The sequence below is a fragment of the Eikenella sp. NML03-A-027 genome, assembly GCF_001648395.1.
Taxonomy (GTDB): Bacteria; Pseudomonadota; Gammaproteobacteria; order Burkholderiales; family Neisseriaceae; genus Eikenella; species Eikenella exigua.
Genome location: NZ_LXSM01000002.1, coordinates 74973 through 90543 on the forward strand (window position 1 = coordinate 74973; position 15571 = coordinate 90543).

16 protein-coding genes are annotated in these 15571 nt (G+C 54.5%); 4 read left to right on the forward strand and 12 right to left on the reverse strand.

Features of this window, described 5'->3' with window-relative positions; translation table 11 throughout:
- Positions 1-81 precede the first annotated feature (81 nt).
- Positions 82-1185: a DNA polymerase III subunit beta gene (gene dnaN / locus A7P96_RS00365; protein ID WP_067523893.1), complete on the reverse strand. Its 1104-nt coding sequence runs from the start codon at positions 1183-1185 to the stop codon at positions 82-84.
- 15 nt (positions 1186-1200) lie between these two features.
- Positions 1201-2733 carry a chromosomal replication initiator protein DnaA gene (dnaA, locus tag A7P96_RS00370; RefSeq protein ID WP_067523895.1) on the reverse strand — a complete coding sequence of 511 codons (1533 nt, stop codon included), beginning with the start codon at positions 2731-2733 and terminating at the stop codon, positions 1201-1203.
- 217 nt (positions 2734-2950) lie between these two features.
- On the opposite strand from dnaA, the gene rpmH reads away from it, so the two are divergent.
- The 4 genes from rpmH (at position 2951) to yidC (ending at position 5368) form a co-directional block, all read left to right on the forward strand.
- Positions 2951-3085 (forward strand): 50S ribosomal protein L34, encoded by a 135-nt coding sequence (gene rpmH / locus A7P96_RS00375; RefSeq protein ID WP_003824630.1) that lies wholly within the window; start codon positions 2951-2953, stop codon positions 3083-3085.
- A 2-nt stretch (positions 3086-3087) separates the two neighbouring features.
- The gene (rnpA, locus tag A7P96_RS00380) at positions 3088-3429 is read left to right on the forward strand and encodes a ribonuclease P protein component (protein ID WP_067523897.1); all 342 of its coding nucleotides are present in this window, start codon (positions 3088-3090) and stop codon (positions 3427-3429) included.
- Positions 3423-3635: a membrane protein insertion efficiency factor YidD gene (yidD, locus tag A7P96_RS00385; protein ID WP_067523899.1), complete on the forward strand. Its 213-nt coding sequence runs from the start codon at positions 3423-3425 to the stop codon at positions 3633-3635. Before rnpA ends, yidD begins: the two co-directional genes overlap by 7 nt.
- Positions 3636-3736: 101 nt before the next feature.
- Positions 3737-5368 carry a membrane protein insertase YidC gene (yidC, locus tag A7P96_RS00390; RefSeq protein ID WP_067523903.1) on the forward strand — a complete coding sequence of 544 codons (1632 nt, stop codon included), beginning with the start codon at positions 3737-3739 and terminating at the stop codon, positions 5366-5368.
- Positions 5369-5886: 518 nt separating this feature from the next.
- On the opposite strand, the gene A7P96_RS00395 is transcribed toward yidC, so the two are convergent.
- The 10 genes from A7P96_RS00395 to tatA all read right to left on the reverse strand — a co-directional run bounded on the left by A7P96_RS00395 (position 5887) and on the right by tatA (position 15503).
- Positions 5887-7740: an ABC transporter ATP-binding protein gene (locus tag A7P96_RS00395; protein ID WP_067523905.1), complete on the reverse strand. Its 1854-nt coding sequence runs from the start codon at positions 7738-7740 to the stop codon at positions 5887-5889.
- Positions 7741-8355: 615 nt separating this feature from the next.
- Positions 8356-9222, reverse strand: coding sequence for a tellurite resistance methyltransferase TehB (gene tehB, locus A7P96_RS00400; RefSeq protein ID WP_067523907.1), 867 nt, complete (start codon positions 9220-9222; stop codon positions 8356-8358).
- Positions 9223-9309: 87 nt separating this feature from the next.
- Positions 9310-9789, reverse strand: coding sequence for a pilin (locus tag A7P96_RS11090; protein ID WP_067442291.1), 480 nt, complete (start codon positions 9787-9789; stop codon positions 9310-9312).
- On the reverse strand, positions 9782-10588 hold the full coding sequence (locus tag A7P96_RS00410; RefSeq protein ID WP_067523908.1) for a hypothetical protein: 807 nt from the start codon (positions 10586-10588) through the stop codon (positions 9782-9784). The genes A7P96_RS11090 and A7P96_RS00410 overlap by 8 nt, the downstream gene beginning before the upstream one ends.
- Before the next feature lie 75 nt (positions 10589-10663).
- Positions 10664-11170: a pilin gene (locus A7P96_RS00415; protein WP_067523909.1), complete on the reverse strand. Its 507-nt coding sequence runs from the start codon at positions 11168-11170 to the stop codon at positions 10664-10666.
- A gap of 575 nt (positions 11171-11745) precedes the next feature.
- Entirely contained in the window at positions 11746-13575 is a 1830-nt protein-coding gene (locus tag A7P96_RS00420; RefSeq protein ID WP_067523911.1) for a PglL family O-oligosaccharyltransferase, read from the reverse strand.
- The gene (locus tag A7P96_RS00425) at positions 13572-13919 is read right to left on the reverse strand and encodes a DUF2069 domain-containing protein (protein ID WP_369799127.1); all 348 of its coding nucleotides are present in this window, start codon (positions 13917-13919) and stop codon (positions 13572-13574) included. The genes A7P96_RS00420 and A7P96_RS00425 overlap by 4 nt, the downstream gene beginning before the upstream one ends.
- A gap of 151 nt (positions 13920-14070) precedes the next feature.
- Positions 14071-14820, reverse strand: coding sequence for a twin-arginine translocase subunit TatC (gene tatC / locus A7P96_RS00430; protein WP_067523914.1), 750 nt, complete (start codon positions 14818-14820; stop codon positions 14071-14073).
- A 14-nt stretch (positions 14821-14834) separates the two neighbouring features.
- Positions 14835-15290 carry a Sec-independent protein translocase protein TatB gene (gene tatB, locus A7P96_RS00435; RefSeq protein ID WP_067523916.1) on the reverse strand — a complete coding sequence of 152 codons (456 nt, stop codon included), beginning with the start codon at positions 15288-15290 and terminating at the stop codon, positions 14835-14837.
- A gap of 3 nt (positions 15291-15293) precedes the next feature.
- Positions 15294-15503, reverse strand: a complete 210-nt coding sequence (gene tatA / locus A7P96_RS00440; RefSeq protein ID WP_035581206.1) for a Sec-independent protein translocase subunit TatA — start codon at positions 15501-15503, stop codon at positions 15294-15296.
- Positions 15504-15571: the final 68 nt, after the last annotated feature.

A 15571-nucleotide genomic window follows, 5' to 3' on the forward strand; every position in this document is an offset into this window, starting at 1 on the left:
TCTGCCACATATTTTTCAGGCTACCTGAAAACTTTTACTTTGTAATTTTCAGGTAGCCTGTTGGCGTATGGCGATACAGCCTTAGATGCGCATCGGCATCACGATATATTTGAAATCGGCGTTGTCGGGGATGGTAAACAAGGTGGAGCGGTTGGCATCGCCGAAGGCCAGTTGGATGTCTTCGGCGTGTACGTTGCGCAATACGTCCATCAGATAATTGATGTTGAAGCCCACTTCCAGCTCGGCGCCCTGATAGGCGATTTCCAGCTCTTCACGCGCTTCTTCCTGCTCGCTGTTGCTGCACAACACGCTCAGCAGGCCAGGGCGCAGCTGCAGGCGTACGCCGCGGAATTTTTCGTTGGCCAAAATGGCGGCGCGTTCCAGCGCACCCAAGAACGGCTGGCGACCGAGCAGGAAAATTTTGTCGTTATCCTGTGGAATCACGCGGTTGAAATCGGGGAACTTGCCGTCCACCACTTTGCTCACCACCACGGTGTCGTTGCAGCGGAAGCGCACTTGGTTGTTTAAGAGTTCCACGGTAACGGGCTCTTCGGGGCGGTTGAGCAGCTTGAACAGTTCGAGCACGGTTTTGCGCGGCAAGATCACTTCGGCTTTGGGCAAGTCGGCATCAATTACGGCGGCGGAATAGGCCAGGCGGTGACCGTCGGTAGCTACCAGGCGCAGATTGCTGCCTTCCACCTGCATCAACAAGCCGTTGAGATAATAACGGATGTCTTGCACAGCCATGGCGTATTGCACTTGCGAGAGCATATTGCGGAAGGTTTCCTGCGGCAGGGTGAAGGCGGAAACCACTTCTTCGCCGATGCTCATCAGCGGGAAATCTTCGGCAGGCAGGGTTTGCAGGGCAAAGCGGGATTTTCCGGCCTTAAGGGTAAGGCGGTTTTGCGCCCAATCCAGCGCCACAATCGCGCCTTCGGGCAGGGCACGCAGGATATCTTGCAGTTTTTTGGCATTGGTGGTGATGCGGAAATCTTCGGCATCGGTGTGCGGGCCATGAGTGTGAATTTGGATTTCCAAGTCGGTAGCCAAAATATTGGTTTGCCCGCCGGTGCGCTCAATCAGCACGTTGGAGAGAATCGGCAGGGTGTGCTTGCGCTCCACAATGCCGGTAACGGCTTGCAGCGGTCTGAGCAGGGTGTCGCGCTCGGCTTCTAAAATCAACATACAGATTCCTTAGGTTTAATTTTTGATTATAATCAATAGTTTTTCGTAATCTTGGGCAATTTCGGCATTATCCTGCCGCAATTCGTCGGCCTTTTTCACGGAGTTGAGCACCGTGCTGTGGTCGCGCCCGCCGAAGGCTTTGCCGATATCTTCGTAGCTGTGGGTGGTCAGCTCGCGGGCAAGTTTGATGGCCAGATGGCGCGGGCGAACGATGCTTTGCGCGCGCTTTTTGCCGATAAGGTCGGCAGTACGGATGCCGTAATATTTGGCCACTGCGTCCATAATCAACGGCAGGTTAATCGGTTTGAAGTTGCCGGCCACGATATCTTGCAGGGCTTCGGTGGCCAGCTCCACATCAATCGGCTTATGTTCGAAGCGGCTGCGCGCTTCTACCCGCTTAAACGCGCCTTCCAGCTCGCGCACGTTGGAACGGATATGGGTGGCGATAAAAAAGGCGGCTTCTTCTTTTAATTCCACGCCCACGGAATCGGCTTTTTTCTGCAAAATCTCCACCCGCATTTCCAATTCCGGCGGCTCCAACTCCAGCGTCAAACCCCATGAAAAACGGGATTTCAGTCGGTCGTCCATGTCGTCGATTTTGGTGGGCAGCACGTCGCAGGTAAGGATAATCTGTTTTTTATGGTGGTGGCAATGGTTATACAGGTGGAAAAACTCTTCCATGCTGCGGTCTTTGCCTTTGATGAACTGGATGTCGTCGATAATGAGGAAATCGTAGGGCTTGTATTGCTGGCGGAAGGCATCGTGGGCGTGGTTGCGGAAGGCCTGAATCATGCCGCGTACGAAATCTTCGGCATGCATATAGTAAACCTTGGCTTCGGGTTTGAGGCGCAACAACTCATTGCCCACGGCCTGCGCCAGATGGGTCTTGCCCAGGCCGGTGCTGCCGTATAAAAAGAAGGGGTTGTAGTTTTTGCCCGGGTTTTCGGCAATTGAACGGGCAGCGGCCACGGCCAGGCGGTTGCCTTTGCCTTCCACCAAAGTGTCGAAGGTGTATTCCGGCGATAAATTGGTTTGCGCATAGCGCTGCTGCTGGCGTTCTTCGCGTTTGGCGGCAGATTTGGCTTGGGCAGGCTTGGCTGCCGGTTTGGCCGGGGTGGGTTGCCCGGTTGGCTCAGCCTGCGGGTTGATGCCTAAGCTTTCCAAGCGGGATTGCACGATTTCTAAGGCACTGCGTTTGTCGGCATGTTGCGTGGCAGCTGGTTTGCTGGTTTGTTCAACTGGTGCAGCAGCTTTGGCAGCGCGTGTCGGTGCCGGCTTGTCGGTTGGGGCATGGTGTTTGCCTTTGCCTTGTTCAAACCGCAGTGTCGGAGTGTTTTCAGGTAGCCTTTCTGCCAACAATTTGCTGATTTCGGCAGCATAGCGGGTGCGCAACATATTCAACACAAAGCGGCTGGGCGCATACACCACCCATTCTCCGCTCGCACCTTCGCCCACGCTCAAAGGCTCAATCCAGCTTTGATACTGTTTGGCAGGCAGAGTGTGGCGCAAATGATGCAGACAGTGTGGCCAGAATTGGTCGAGCGTCATGGTGGCTATTCTGAAAAGAATACAAGGGAAGCGGCAAAAGGTGTGCGGGGCACCACCGTATCTGGGTACGGTACGTACCGGTAGATTATACCTAAAACTCAGGAGGCAAACCAAGACAGGAGGAAAAGCGGCCCACAGCACGAACAGTTTGACAATTTCAGCAAAATCAGGTGTAATACATTGCTTTCTGATTTGAGATTATTCTACGGGAAACATCATGAAACGCACTTATCAACCCTCCGTTATCCGCCGCAAACGTACCCATGGTTTCTTGGTCCGCTCCAAAACACGCGGCGGCCGTGCCGTGTTGGCTGCTCGTCGCGCCAAAGGCCGTAAACGTTTGGCCGTGTAACAGTGGATTACTGTTTCGGCAAACCATACCGCTTACTGAAAACGGATGATTTCTCATCCGTTTTTGCTTTACGCCGGCTGAAATCGCGGCCGGATATCCAACTGTGGCACAAGCCCAACGGGCTGGGACATCCGCGGCTGGGTTTGGTGGTGGCCAAGAAAACTGCCCGACGTGCCAACCGCCGCAATTATATGAAACGCACGCTGCGCGAATGGTTCCGTCTCAATCGGCACCATTTAGACAGCAGCGATTTGGTGATTCGTGTGCGCCGTCCCTTCGGCAAGGCAGAGCGGCAGCAGGTGTTGGCACAGTTGGAACAGATTGTACCGAAAAAACCATGCTAGCCAAAATCCTGCTGGGGCTGATCCGGTTTTACCAATACGCAATCAGCCCGCTGCTGCTGCCGCGCTGCCGTTATCAGCCCACTTGTTCGCAATACGCCATTGAGGCGGTGAGCAAATACGGTGCACTCAAAGGCGGCTGGCTGGCAGCCAAGCGCATCGGCCGTTGCCATCCGTGGGGAGGCAGCGATTACGACCCTGTGCCTTAAGCCTGCCTACGGTATTCGTACCGCATGGCGGCAGAATTTTCAGGTAGCCTGCATTGGAATGCAGACTGCCGTTTTCTCCTGTTTTCAAACGGAACCCGATTATGGAATCCAACAACGAATTGAAGCGGACGGTGGTTTTTGCCATTATCGCTATCCTGACCTTGATGGTTTGGAATTATTTCAATCCCCAGCCGCAACAGCCCGAACAGGCAGCCGCGCAGACGGAACAGCAAGCCGCCGCCCCCGTGGCCGGGAACGATTTGCCTCCCACCAAGCCGATTACCGTAAGCACCGACACGCTTAAAGCCGTAATCGATGAAAACAGCGGCGATTTGCGCGGGCTGGATTTGCTCAAACACAACTCCGCCGGCGATGCCAGCAAAACCTTCACCCTGCTCTCCGACAACAACGAGCACAAATACTTGGTGCAATCGCTGTTGATCGACCAAAAAGGCAACTACCTGCTACAAGACAGCAGCTTCAAAGCCCCGCAAAACAGCTACACCCTCAATGGAGATACGCTGGAAGTGCGCTTGAGCGCGCCAGAAACCAACGGCGTTCAGGTAGACAAAGTGTACACCTTCCGTAAAGGCAGCTACCTTATTGATGTACGGTTCGATATTACCAACCACACTGATACCCCGCTGAAGCTGGACGGCGTGTATCGTGTGCTGCGCGACAACAGCACGCCCGAGGGCAGCGGTTATTTCAACCAAACCTATGTCGGCCCAGTAGCCTACACGCCCGATGGTAACTTCCAAAAAGTGCCGTTTAAAGATTTGGACGACGACTTCGAGAGCAAACGTGATCGCGCCGATTACCAGCGCACCGCTACCAGCGGCTGGGTTGGCTTCACTCAGCACTACTTCACCACCGTATGGGTGTTACAGCCCAAAGATGGCAACAGCATCTGCCAAAACGGCAACTGCTTGCTCGATATCAAACGCCGCAGCGACAACCTTTACTCCGCCGGCGTGCGTGTGCCGCTGCCCGCGATTGCTGCTGGCCAGAAACTGAGCGTGCCTGCCGAATTGTATGCCGGCCCGCAGGAATACGCCGTGATCAGCAAAGTGACTGACCGCTTGGAGCTGGTGAAAGACTATGGCCGTACCCATGTGGTGGCCGCGCCGCTGTTCGGCTTGCTCAACTGGCTGCACAGTCTCATCGGCAACTGGGGCTGGTCCATCGTTTTGCTGACCATCATCGTCAAAACCCTGCTGCTGCCGCTCACCAACGCTTCTTACCGCTCCATGGCCAAAATGCGTGCCGTTGCACCTAAGCTGGAAATGCTGAAAAAACAGCACGGTGACGACCGTGCAGCGCTGCAACAGGCCATGATGAAGATGTATAAAGACGAGAAAATCAACCCTCTGGGCGGCTGCCTACCCATGCTGTTGCAGTTCCCCGTGTTTATCGGTCTGTATTGGGTGCTGCTCGCCTCTGTTGAGCTGCGCCAAGCCCCGTGGGGCTGGGTGGCTGACCTGGCTCGCCCCGACCCACTCTACATCCTGCCAATTCTGATGGCGCTGACCATGTATATCCAAACCAAACTCAGCCCACCACCGAGCGACCCGATGCAGGCCAAAATGATGAAAATCATGCCGCTGGCTTTTTCCGTGATGTTCTTCTTCTTCCCCGCCGGCCTGGTGCTCTACTATGTGGTGAACAACCTCTTGAGTATGGCGCAACAGTGGCTGATTAATCGGAAAATCAATGGTACCGCCAAGCTTTAAAGTGTAGCAGAAAATAGCAACAGCCCGAATCCACAAGGTTCGGGCTTGTTTTGTTATTGGCGTTGTGATAGATAAAACACTTATCTCCTCATACAGTGTTAGTTTGCCTTGTATGAAAATAAGTGCTTCAGCTATATAGTCGTTCCAAATAGGATGCGCGTCGGCTCTCCTGGCAGCATAGATTGCCGCCTTACCCTCATGCATGTTTGAAACAATTAGATTAGCGTGAATGATAAAGGGCGAATTCACTTTTCAGGCAGCCCGCCATAATGTAAATTGTCCTTAATAATTAAAAGGATAAATTTCATTTTCAACACGGCGTAAGGAGCACATCACGATCTCAAAGCCATCGGCTCAGCCGATCCACTGATGGTGCAAGTATCAAACGCACAATTTAAAGACAACATCAATATGAACGCGAATTAAAGCAAAATACGGCAAAAGGCTACCTGAAAATTTTCAGGTAGCCTTCCTTCATGTTTTCCGACAGCCAGCAGGCTTTACTCCTTCTCAAGCGTCTACCCTGCCTCCGGCTCTTTTACGTTGAGAAAGCCGCCGCTTTGATGTGCCCACAGGCTGGCATAGAGGCCGCCTTTAGCCAAGAGTTCGGCGTGGTTGCCTTCTTCCACGATACGGCCTTTGTCGAGCACGATGAGGCGATCCATGGCGGCGATGGTGGATAGGCGGTGAGCAATGGCGATAACGGTTTTGCCTTCCATCATGGTGCCGAGGCTTTCTTGGATAGCGGCTTCCACTTCAGAATCGAGCGCGCTGGTGGCTTCGTCCAAAAGCAGAATCGGTGCGTCTTTGAGCATCACGCGCGCGATGGCGATGCGTTGGCGCTGGCCACCGGAAAGCTTCACGCCGCGCTCGCCCACATGGGCATCGTAGCCTTTGCGGCCTTTGGCATCGGAAAGCTGGGGGATGAATTCGGCGGCTTCGGCACGGCGGGCAGCTTGCAGCATATCTTCTTCGGTAGCGTCGGGGCGGCCGTAGACGATATTGTCGCGCACGGATCGGTGCAGCAGGCTGGTGTCTTGCGTTACCAAGCCGATTTGGGCACGCAGGCTTTCTTGGGTAACGCTATCGATATTTTGTCCGTCGATGCAGATTTGGCCGCTCTGCGGCTCGTAGAAGCGCAACAACAGATTCACAATGGTGGATTTGCCGGCACCGCTGCGGCCGATAAGGCCGACTTTTTCGCCGGGGCAGATGTGTAGGTTGAAACCGTTGAGCAGGGGCTTGCCGGGCTCGTAGGAGAAATCGATATGGTTGAAGCAGATTTCGCCTTTGTTCACCAACAGGGGCTTGGCTTCGGGCTTATCGAGGATGGTTTGCGGCTTGGAGAGCGTGCCCATGCCGTCGGCCACAGTGCCGATATTCTCAAACAGTCGGGCAGATTCCCACATGATGTATTGCGAGAGCCCGTTCACGCGCAGCGCCATGGCAGTGGCGGTGGCCACGGCGCCCACGCCCACCTGGCCGTTGTGCCACAGCCAAATGCCGAGCACGGCGGTGGAAAGGGTGAGCGCGGTGTTTACTGCGGCGCTGGCGCTGTAGAGCAGCGTGGCTAGCCGCATTTGGGCGTGCACGGTTACCATAAATTCTTCCATCGAGCGGCGGGCATAATCAGCTTCGCGTGCGCCGTGGGAGAAGAGCTTCACGGTGGCGATGTTGGCGTAGGCATCGGTAACGCGGCCGGTCATCAGCGAGCGGGCATCGGCCTGGCGGGCGGCGGTTTGGCCAAGTCTGGGAATCAGAAAGCGCATTACCAGGCTGAAGCCGATGAGCCAGCCCACAAAAGGTAGCAGCAGCCAGCTATCCAGCGCCACCAAAATCACGCCGGAAGTGATGAAATACACCAGCACATACATCACCATATCGGCGATGGTCATTACCGTATCGCGTACGGCCAGCGCGGTCTGCATCACTTTGGCCGACACGCGGCCGGCAAACTCGTCTTGATAAAAGCTGAGTGATTGGCCGAGCATCAGGCGGTGGAAATTCCAACGCAGGCGCATGGGGAATACGCCCTGCAATACCTGCAGGCGGATGGAGGAAGTGAAAAACGTCCAAATCACCAGCACCACCATCAGCACACCCATACCAACGAGTGCCAAGCCTTTTTCGGCAAACAGTGTTTCAGGCGTATAGCGGCCGAGCCAGTCGACGATTTTACCGATAAATTGAAACAGCAAGGCTTCGCCAATGCCGATGCCGCCGGAGAGCAGCGCCAGCAGCACGAGCCAGCCACGCACGCCTTCGAGATTGCTCCAAATAAAGCCAAATAGGCCGTTGCGCGGGGTTTTCGGCTCGCTGGCGGGATAGGGGTCGATGCGGTTTTCAAACCAGGAGAATAAGTGGTTGAACATGGTGTGGTGCTTTATATTTAAATAGAAATTTAGGTTTTAGCTTTAGCCGGGGCTGATGTTTGAGCTTCGTTGAAGCTCACGCTTTCAAGTAGCCTGTATGGTTGCGGCTACCTGAAAAATATGGCCGCCCGCTTGGTACGCAAGTATGGCCCCAAAGACGGTTATCATAGCAGAAACAGAAGGCTGGGCACAGAACGGAATTAGGAAGCCGATAGATGTGGAGCGGCGGATCAGCAATATAATATGCAGCATTCCAGATAAAGGATGCCTGCAATAACAAACCATTCAGGCTACCTGAAAGCGAGGTTTCATCAAAGTTAAAACGAGCTTCGTAAGTTCCAGTGAAACTATAGTGGATTAAAATGAGAATGAGGCAAGGCGGCGAGCCGCAGACAGTGCAGGTAGTACGGTTAGGCGAGCCAACGCTGTAGTATTCTTAATTTTAATTCACTATAAAATTTCAGGTAGCCTTCACCGGCTGCCAAAGCTCTTCACCTCCTGTTGCATTAGATCGTCTTACCATATGTCTTGCATGAAATAATTGCCTTGGTCATATGAACACAAAAGGCTACCTGAAACTTTCAGGTAGCCTTCCTCTTAATGCAGAATACAAAATTATTTACCGGGCTTTTTCGCCAACATCGTAACAAATTTCAACTGAATCGGCCGCCCTTGTGCATCGGTGGCGTGCAGCGAGCCCACAGCTTCTTCGTACTTCAGCAATTCCCAGCCGGCGTAATACTGCCGCAATTCGTCCTCTTTAAATGTGAACGAAAACGGCATATGGCAGGGATGATCTGCCGTATCCATCGCAGACACAATCAAGTTATAACCGCCGGCACGAGTGTGCGCCTGCATATCGGCAATAATATCCGACACACGGCCGGCCTGGAGGAACATAAACACCACGGTGGAGAAGATAAAATCATAATCTTCGCCCAAGGCCGCAACGTTAATATCGTAAGCATCCGCCCGCAGCGGCAGCTGTTCGCGTGCAGCCATATCCAGCACCGAGTCCACTGCTGCCGGGCTATGGTCTACAGCGTGCACATCATATCCGGCCAAGCTTAAAAACAGCGCATTACGCCCCTGCCCGCAGCCTAAATCCAGCGTCTTGCACGGCGGCACGGATTGCACCGCTTCGCGGATAGCGGAATGTGTGGCGGTCATGCCGTATTTTTTATGGAAATAATCAGCTTTTTCACAATGAAATTCCAGCTGCATGGCAAAATCATCATCCAAAGGCTCCACTTTGTGCCAAGCCTGCGGGTAAATCGTCCACACTCCGCTTTCCGGCTGCAACACATGTTCTGCGAGCACCGCACCATTTTCCTGCAATTCATAAAACTTCAGCCGCCCGCGCAATACGCGCAGTTTGCCATACGTACCAACCCGTGTGTTGTGCTGCGACAAAACTGCCTCCGGAATAGTGGTTTTATCCCATATCGGCATGGTTTTATAGCAGATGAGTTCGTTCATCATAATACTCCTTCTCAAAAGTAAAAAATTGGAACGGACACACAATATATCCGTTCCAAAGTATCCCTTCAAATTCAGCTATAGAAACCACTATCCCCTGCACGAAGCCGGCAAGAAATTTAGCTTGCCGCTTAATGATGCTCCGGGTGAGCATTTCCAGCCGTGCACCGGCTGATGCGTTCCCACCAAGAAATCCGCCGTCTGCATAGCAGTGCCGTCCGGCCTGAGCGGAGTAAGCAAAATTTTACCGCCGGTGAGTTCGTGGATATTCTGCAAAGTAACGGTGATTACCCCTTTATCATCCGTTTCAATGGCAGCCACATACTGGCTTACCCCACCGCTTCCTTCGCAACCAAACCCCTGGTTTAACACGTCTGCTGTTACACCTGTGTTCGCCACTTCAGAAATGGTATTTTTGCAACGCGACGAAGCTTGGATGGCTTCGGAAACTTTCGCCCGGCCTGTGTAGTTATTATAAAAAGGGATGGCCAACGCCGTGAGGATACCGATGATTGCAATCACAATCATCAGCTCAATCAAAGTGAAACCGTTTATTTTTGTATTATGCATTATTTTTTCCTGAATCAATAAAGCCATCTATCGGCAAGTAACCCACAATTTCCCCCTGTTTATTCAAGAGGGCGATCCATTCTTTATTTTTATCGCTGGTAAACGGCAGATAATAGGCTTCTGCTTCAGGCAGATTAATCTCTGCCAATTTTTGCTTGATAGCAGCCTGTTGTGCCACCCTATGCTGAATTAAGAGCCTCACCGGTTTCATGGCCGCACGCACATCAGCAGCTTCTTTGACCGCATCCAGCGGCAACCACAAGCCCGGCCGGGCTACCGGCTCGATACCACCTAAAGACAATAACACGCTGTCCTGCATCTCTTCCGGCGGAATAGATGCCAAGCTAATTTGCTCTACACCATATAAAGGCAGAGAACGCATATTTTCCGGCGCTTTGGCCAAATCTTCATCGCTGAGCTGGGCGGCGGTAACCACAGTGAAGCGGTCATGGTCGAACGCATAATGCACCGGCCGAGCCAAATGCACGGTATGAATGCCGTAAGACAAGGCTCCAAGCTGGATGGCAATCACCAAGGCAAAATCCACGCAGGTTTCCCTTTTGGATTTTTTCGGATTGGCTAAAATCAAAGTGAGCAGCGGGCCGCACACCACATCAATCCCCACCATCATCAGCAGCAAATGCAGGCCGCCAAGCATTTCCGAATAAGGATACGGATATAAAAACTTTACCACCAGCCAGGCAGCCAAACCGGCCAATGCCGCGCTACCGAGCAAATGGAAAGAAGCCAGGCGCAGGGCAAAACGCCAGCGCGGCACAGGGATTATGGATTCACTCATAGATACGCTCCGCTGCAATACTCATACAAACTAGAAAAAGAGCAGCCTAGGCTGCTCTTTTTTGCTACGCATCAATTAGCCGCGGCAAGAAGAAGGAGTGTATTTTTTCTCACCGTTGAAGTCGCAAACCCAACCTTTAACCGGTTTATTAGTGGGTGCAACGAAGTCGTTTGTAGTCATTGCAGTAGATTTATCATCATTAACATACGGAGTCAGGGTAATTTTCTTACCGTTAACTCTGTCGTTGATGTTTTGAACTTCTACGGTAATAACACCGTTAGCATCTGTGGTAATACCTTTAACATACTGGCTAGAAGCCACAGTAGCACCACCAGCACCACCACCAGCACCAGTCTCACCGCAACCCCAGCCGTTAGCAGCAGGAGCGGCGCGCAGACCAGAGTCAGCAGCTTCTTGGATAGTGGTGCGGCAGGTAGAACCGGCCAATACTACTTCACCCATTTTGGCGCGAATGGTGTAGTCTTGGTAAGCCGGCAGAGCCAGAGCAGCCAAGATACCGATAATGGCGATAACGATCATCAACTCGATCAGGGTAAAACCTTTTTGTACTTGTTTCAACATGACATTTTCCTTTAATAAATGGAACTTAAATAAACCGAATCTTTCGATCCGGGAACTTCAACCAAAAGAAGGAGACAACTAAAAAACTTCGTTTTCGGCTAGGCTTGTTTGCCGTCACCACGAGAGACATAAAGCAACGGCTATGCCAAAAAACAAAAAAACTGTTTTATTTATTTTATAAATAAATGTTTTTAAATCATTTTTTGTTTTATTTTAATTTAAGAAGCTAGCCTATGCGGTTATTCTGCGCAACTGGCGAATCCGCAAAACTGACATTTATCGTCAGTTTTTGGCCCGCTATTTCGCACAGATTGCCGTTTTATGGGTTTCATGGGCTGCCAATTTATGTTGGCTGCTATGTTGAGCAGCGGTTTTTGGCATTTTTACTATATTCATCCGTATTCGACAGCGTGACCGCACCGCCCTACGGTATAAATGAAGGTAAGGCGGCATTGTTATGCCGCCCGCCGTTTGGCAGAAGGAGGATTAGCTTCACAGAAACTAAGCTTCGGCCTTGCTGAAACATCGTTCTGGCGCAATCCACCTCGCTCATTTTCAGGTAGCATCCCCCCGCATCACACCCCACTGCCGCTAGGGGCGGCAGGGGCAGAGGCATTGCCGCAGGTGAGGTTGCCGGCAGCTTGGGGCATGATTTGCACATAGCGTTGGCACTGCTCACGCAGGGGCTGCACCACTTCGGGCGCAGCGCGGAAAGCGGCGGCGGTGCCGAGCAGGCCGGGCATTTGTTTGGGGTAGTAGCGGCCCATGTTCACGAGCCAATCGGCGGCTTCGCGCGGGTGGCCTTCTTGCTCCAAATAGAAGGCGCGCACGGCGGTGTTGGCATAGGGGCGGAACAGGCTGGCTCGCAAAGCAGCATCGCGCGCCCACTCGGGCAGCGGGCGCAGCCAATCCACTTTGCGGATTAAGCCCATCTGTGCATAGTATTTGAGGAAATAGTGTTTACCTTCCAGTTCGCGCAGGGTATCCACTTGCTTGTATTGCGGATAGTTTTCGGTGGGGTTGGCGTAGGCGAACACCAGGCGGTGGTAGGCAAAGCCGTATTGCACAATGATAACGGCCGCCAGCGCGGCAAAGGCCATGCCAAAACGTTGCGGCCACTTGCCCGCCTGCACGATATACCAGCCGGGTGCTTTGGCCGGTGTGAGGCTCATCATTACGACAAACGGCGTGAGGAAATACACATACCACAGCGGATACTCCAGCAGGCTGTGGCACAATGATACGGTCATCAGCGCCAGCATCAGCGCCGAAGACGCGCCCAATCCCTTTTTCAGGTAGCCCTTGGCCACCGCCAGCCAGCCGCCGAACACCAAGATGGCGCCCGCCACGCCCATCTCGGCCAAGATTTCCAGCATACTGTTGTGGCTGTGGGTGAACAGCACGCCTACGTCATAATTGCGAAACGCCGAACCGCGCATGGCCAGCGCGAAACTCTCGTGCGCATAGCCCTGCCAGCCCACGCCCAGCCACGGATGCTCGGTAAACACCGTCCACGCCTTCGCCCATTCCGAAGTACGCCCCGGGCTGGCCGCATCGCCCGACACCAAACGCCCCACGCCCGAAGACTGCACATCAGGCGCCAGCCACGTATCCACCAGCCAAGGCATAATCAACTGCGCCGCCAGCACGCCCAACACCAACAGCCCCGTCAGCGCGCACCAACGGCGCAGCGGTCGGCCGCCCAACACATACAGCAGCGGCACCAGCAACAACAACGCCCCCACATACACCATAATCGTGCGCGAAGTAATCACCCCGATGACTTGCAGCAAAAACACCGCCAGCGCCAACGCAATCAGCCCCGACAGCCGCCGTCTGCTCCACAGGTAGCCCAGCGCGAGCACACCCCACATCATGTAGTGCCCCAAATGATTGCGCTGCCCCACTTGTCCGAACACAAAATACTTCTGCGGCGCGCGCATCATCCCCGGCAGCCAAGACGTGTGGCCGATAAACTGAAACACGCACACCAAGCCCTGCAACACCGCCCCGCAAAGCAGCGCCCAGGCAAAAATTTCCACCACCCTGTCTTGCCCCAGCCGGGCTACCTGAAGCCGACAAGCCCAAGCCAGCAGCGCCATCACGCAAAACACCGCCGCCGTCAAATCCGACATTTCCGGATACGGCAGCCGCAAAATCCGCGCCTGCACCAGCCAAAATCCCGCCAGCAGCACAAAAAATACCATCGCCCCCGGCAGCCGCGCGCGCGCCGGATTGCGCCACAGCGTGAGCAATGCAAACAAAGCGGCAAACAGCAGCGAGCCGCTCTCAATAAACCAGCCTCCCTGCGGCCCCGTGCGCCAAGACGACAAAAACGGCACCACCGCCATCAGCGCCATGCCCAGCCACACCACCCAGCTTTCTTTCAATCGTTCCCACATCATGACCGCTCCCGTTTGCCTGCTCGCATAAACATCAGGCACGACACAAAAAACAACACTCCCAAGGCGAAAGCCGCCGCCGCACAAACCCGGCTCGCCGGCTGTGCGTCAAACAGCCGCACCACCGCCTCCGCCGCATAAAACAGCACCAACATCCCGCCCAGCAGGAAAGTTTGCCGGTTGCGCCGCAACACCCCCGGCAGCAGCAGGCACAAAGGCAGCGCCTTCAAAGCCAGCCAAGAGCCGCCCGGCCGCAGCGGCGCCAGCCACAGCTCCCAAGCCAGGGAAAGGAAAATCAGCGCAAACAGGCTGCACACAGCCGTGCGGTAGGCAAAAGATTGCGAAATCGGCATTGCTTGTTCAAATTAAAAAAGAATTGGATTGAATCAATAAAGAAGCTGCCTGAAACCAGTAAAGGCAGGTTTTACACCCGCCTGCTGCAATGGAAAGGCTACCTGAAAATGCAAATGAAGCTTAGCTTCGCTAAAGCCGATGTTTTCAGGTAGTCTCATCTGCTTCCACAGTTTCCGCCACCTCCGCATTCGGCTTAAACAGCCGGCACATCAGCAAGCTAGCCTCATACAGCGCAATCAGCGGCACCGCCAGCAGAAACTGCGAAATCACATCCGGCGGCGTCACAATCCCCGCCACCACAAACGCCACCACCACCACATAAGGCCGCGCCGTTTTCAGCGCCGCGAGCGATACCGCCCCCATCCGATACAGCAACACCACCAACACCGGCAGCTCAAACGCCATACCGAAAGCCACAAACATCCCCAATACGAAGGAAAGGTAGCGGTCGATGTCCGTCATCATGCTCACCCCTTCCGGCGTGGCCGAGGCAAACACCTTAAACACCAGCGGGAACACCAAAAAATAGCAAAACGCCATCCCCGCAAAAAACAGCCCCACGCTTGAGAGCAACAGTGGCAGCACCAGCTGTTTCTCGTGCCGGTAGAGCGCCGGCGCCACAAACGCCCACAGCTGGTAGAGCGTATGCGGCAGCGACACCAAAAACGCCGCCATCAGCGCCACCTTCAGCGGCACGAACACCGGCGCAATCACATCGATCGCCTGCATATGCGCCCCCGGCGGCAGGCTTGCCATCAAAGGCTTGGCCACCAGCGCATACAGCCGGTTGGCAAACGGCACTGCCGCAAACAGGCACAGCAGCAACACCGCCGCCACCCACATCAGGCGGCGGCGCAATTCCTTCAAATGTTCCACCAAAGGCTGCGCGTTCATCTGCCACCTCCCGCCTATTTGCGCACCCGCAAACGCGGCCGCACCCGCACGCGCGGCTGCAGCTTGCGCCGGCACGCACGCGAGCGCTGCCCCAGCGAAGGCGTGTGGAAGCCCGGCGCGGGCACATCCCGCAGGGCGGGCAGGCCGTCTTCGTCCAAGCCGAAATCCGCCGGCGTGCGCTGCGGCGGCAAACGCTCCCAGGCCGGCACATCCGGCGCGGCCGAAGAGCGCAAATGCTGCATTTCCTGGCGCAACTCATTGGCCGTATCCGCCAGCGTTTCCTGCATCCGGCGCAAATCCGCCATATCCGCATGCTGCGCCAGCTCCGCCTTCAGGCTGCCGGCCAAGCGTTGGAGCTTGCCCGCCATCCGTCCGGCAGCCCGCGCCGCCTGCGGCAGCCGCTCCGGCCCCAGCACCACCAGCGCCACCAGCGCCACCAGCAGCATCTCGCTGAACGCGAAATCAAACATCGCCTATTCGCCCGGCTTCTCTTCTTTGTGTTCAACAATCTGCTTGGGCGCAGCCGTTTCGCTTTCGCCCTCGCTGCCTTCGTTTAAGCCCTTTTTAAAATCGTGAATCGCCCCACCGAGGTCTTTGCCCACATTGCGCAGCTTCTTCGTGCCGAAAATCAGCACCACCACAATCAAAATCACCAGCCAATGCAGGCCGCTAGAAATACCCATCATTCTTTCCTTTCAATCCATTCAACGGCAGCACGCATGAGGCTACCTGAAACCGGCGCGGCAGGTTT

What these genes read in the sequence shown, in the direction of transcription:
- dnaN (WP_067523893.1), bottom strand. Translation starts at nt 1,185, where the DNA reads ATGTTGATTTTAGAAGCCGAGCGCGACACCCTGCTCAGACCGCTGCAA.
- dnaA (WP_067523895.1), bottom strand. Translation starts at nt 2,733, where the DNA reads ATGACGCTCGACCAATTCTGGCCACACTGTCTGCATCATTTGCGCCAC.
- rpmH (WP_003824630.1), top strand. Translation starts at nt 2,951, where the DNA reads ATGAAACGCACTTATCAACCCTCCGTTATCCGCCGCAAACGTACCCAT.
- yidD (WP_067523899.1), top strand. Translation starts at nt 3,423, where the DNA reads ATGCTAGCCAAAATCCTGCTGGGGCTGATCCGGTTTTACCAATACGCA.
- yidC (WP_067523903.1), top strand. Translation starts at nt 3,737, where the DNA reads ATGGAATCCAACAACGAATTGAAGCGGACGGTGGTTTTTGCCATTATC.
- A7P96_RS00395 (WP_067523905.1), bottom strand. Translation starts at nt 7,740, where the DNA reads ATGTTCAACCACTTATTCTCCTGGTTTGAAAACCGCATCGACCCCTAT.
- tehB (WP_067523907.1), bottom strand. Translation starts at nt 9,222, where the DNA reads ATGATGAACGAACTCATCTGCTATAAAACCATGCCGATATGGGATAAA.
- A7P96_RS11090 (WP_067442291.1), bottom strand. Translation starts at nt 9,789, where the DNA reads ATGCATAATACAAAAATAAACGGTTTCACTTTGATTGAGCTGATGATT.
- A7P96_RS00410 (WP_067523908.1), bottom strand. Translation starts at nt 10,588, where the DNA reads ATGAGTGAATCCATAATCCCTGTGCCGCGCTGGCGTTTTGCCCTGCGC.
- A7P96_RS00415 (WP_067523909.1), bottom strand. Translation starts at nt 11,170, where the DNA reads ATGTTGAAACAAGTACAAAAAGGTTTTACCCTGATCGAGTTGATGATC.
- A7P96_RS00420 (WP_067523911.1), bottom strand. Translation starts at nt 13,575, where the DNA reads ATGATGTGGGAACGATTGAAAGAAAGCTGGGTGGTGTGGCTGGGCATG.
- tatC (WP_067523914.1), bottom strand. Translation starts at nt 14,820, where the DNA reads ATGAACGCGCAGCCTTTGGTGGAACATTTGAAGGAATTGCGCCGCCGC.
- tatB (WP_067523916.1), bottom strand. Translation starts at nt 15,290, where the DNA reads ATGTTTGATTTCGCGTTCAGCGAGATGCTGCTGGTGGCGCTGGTGGCG.
- tatA (WP_035581206.1), bottom strand. Translation starts at nt 15,503, where the DNA reads ATGGGTATTTCTAGCGGCCTGCATTGGCTGGTGATTTTGATTGTGGTG.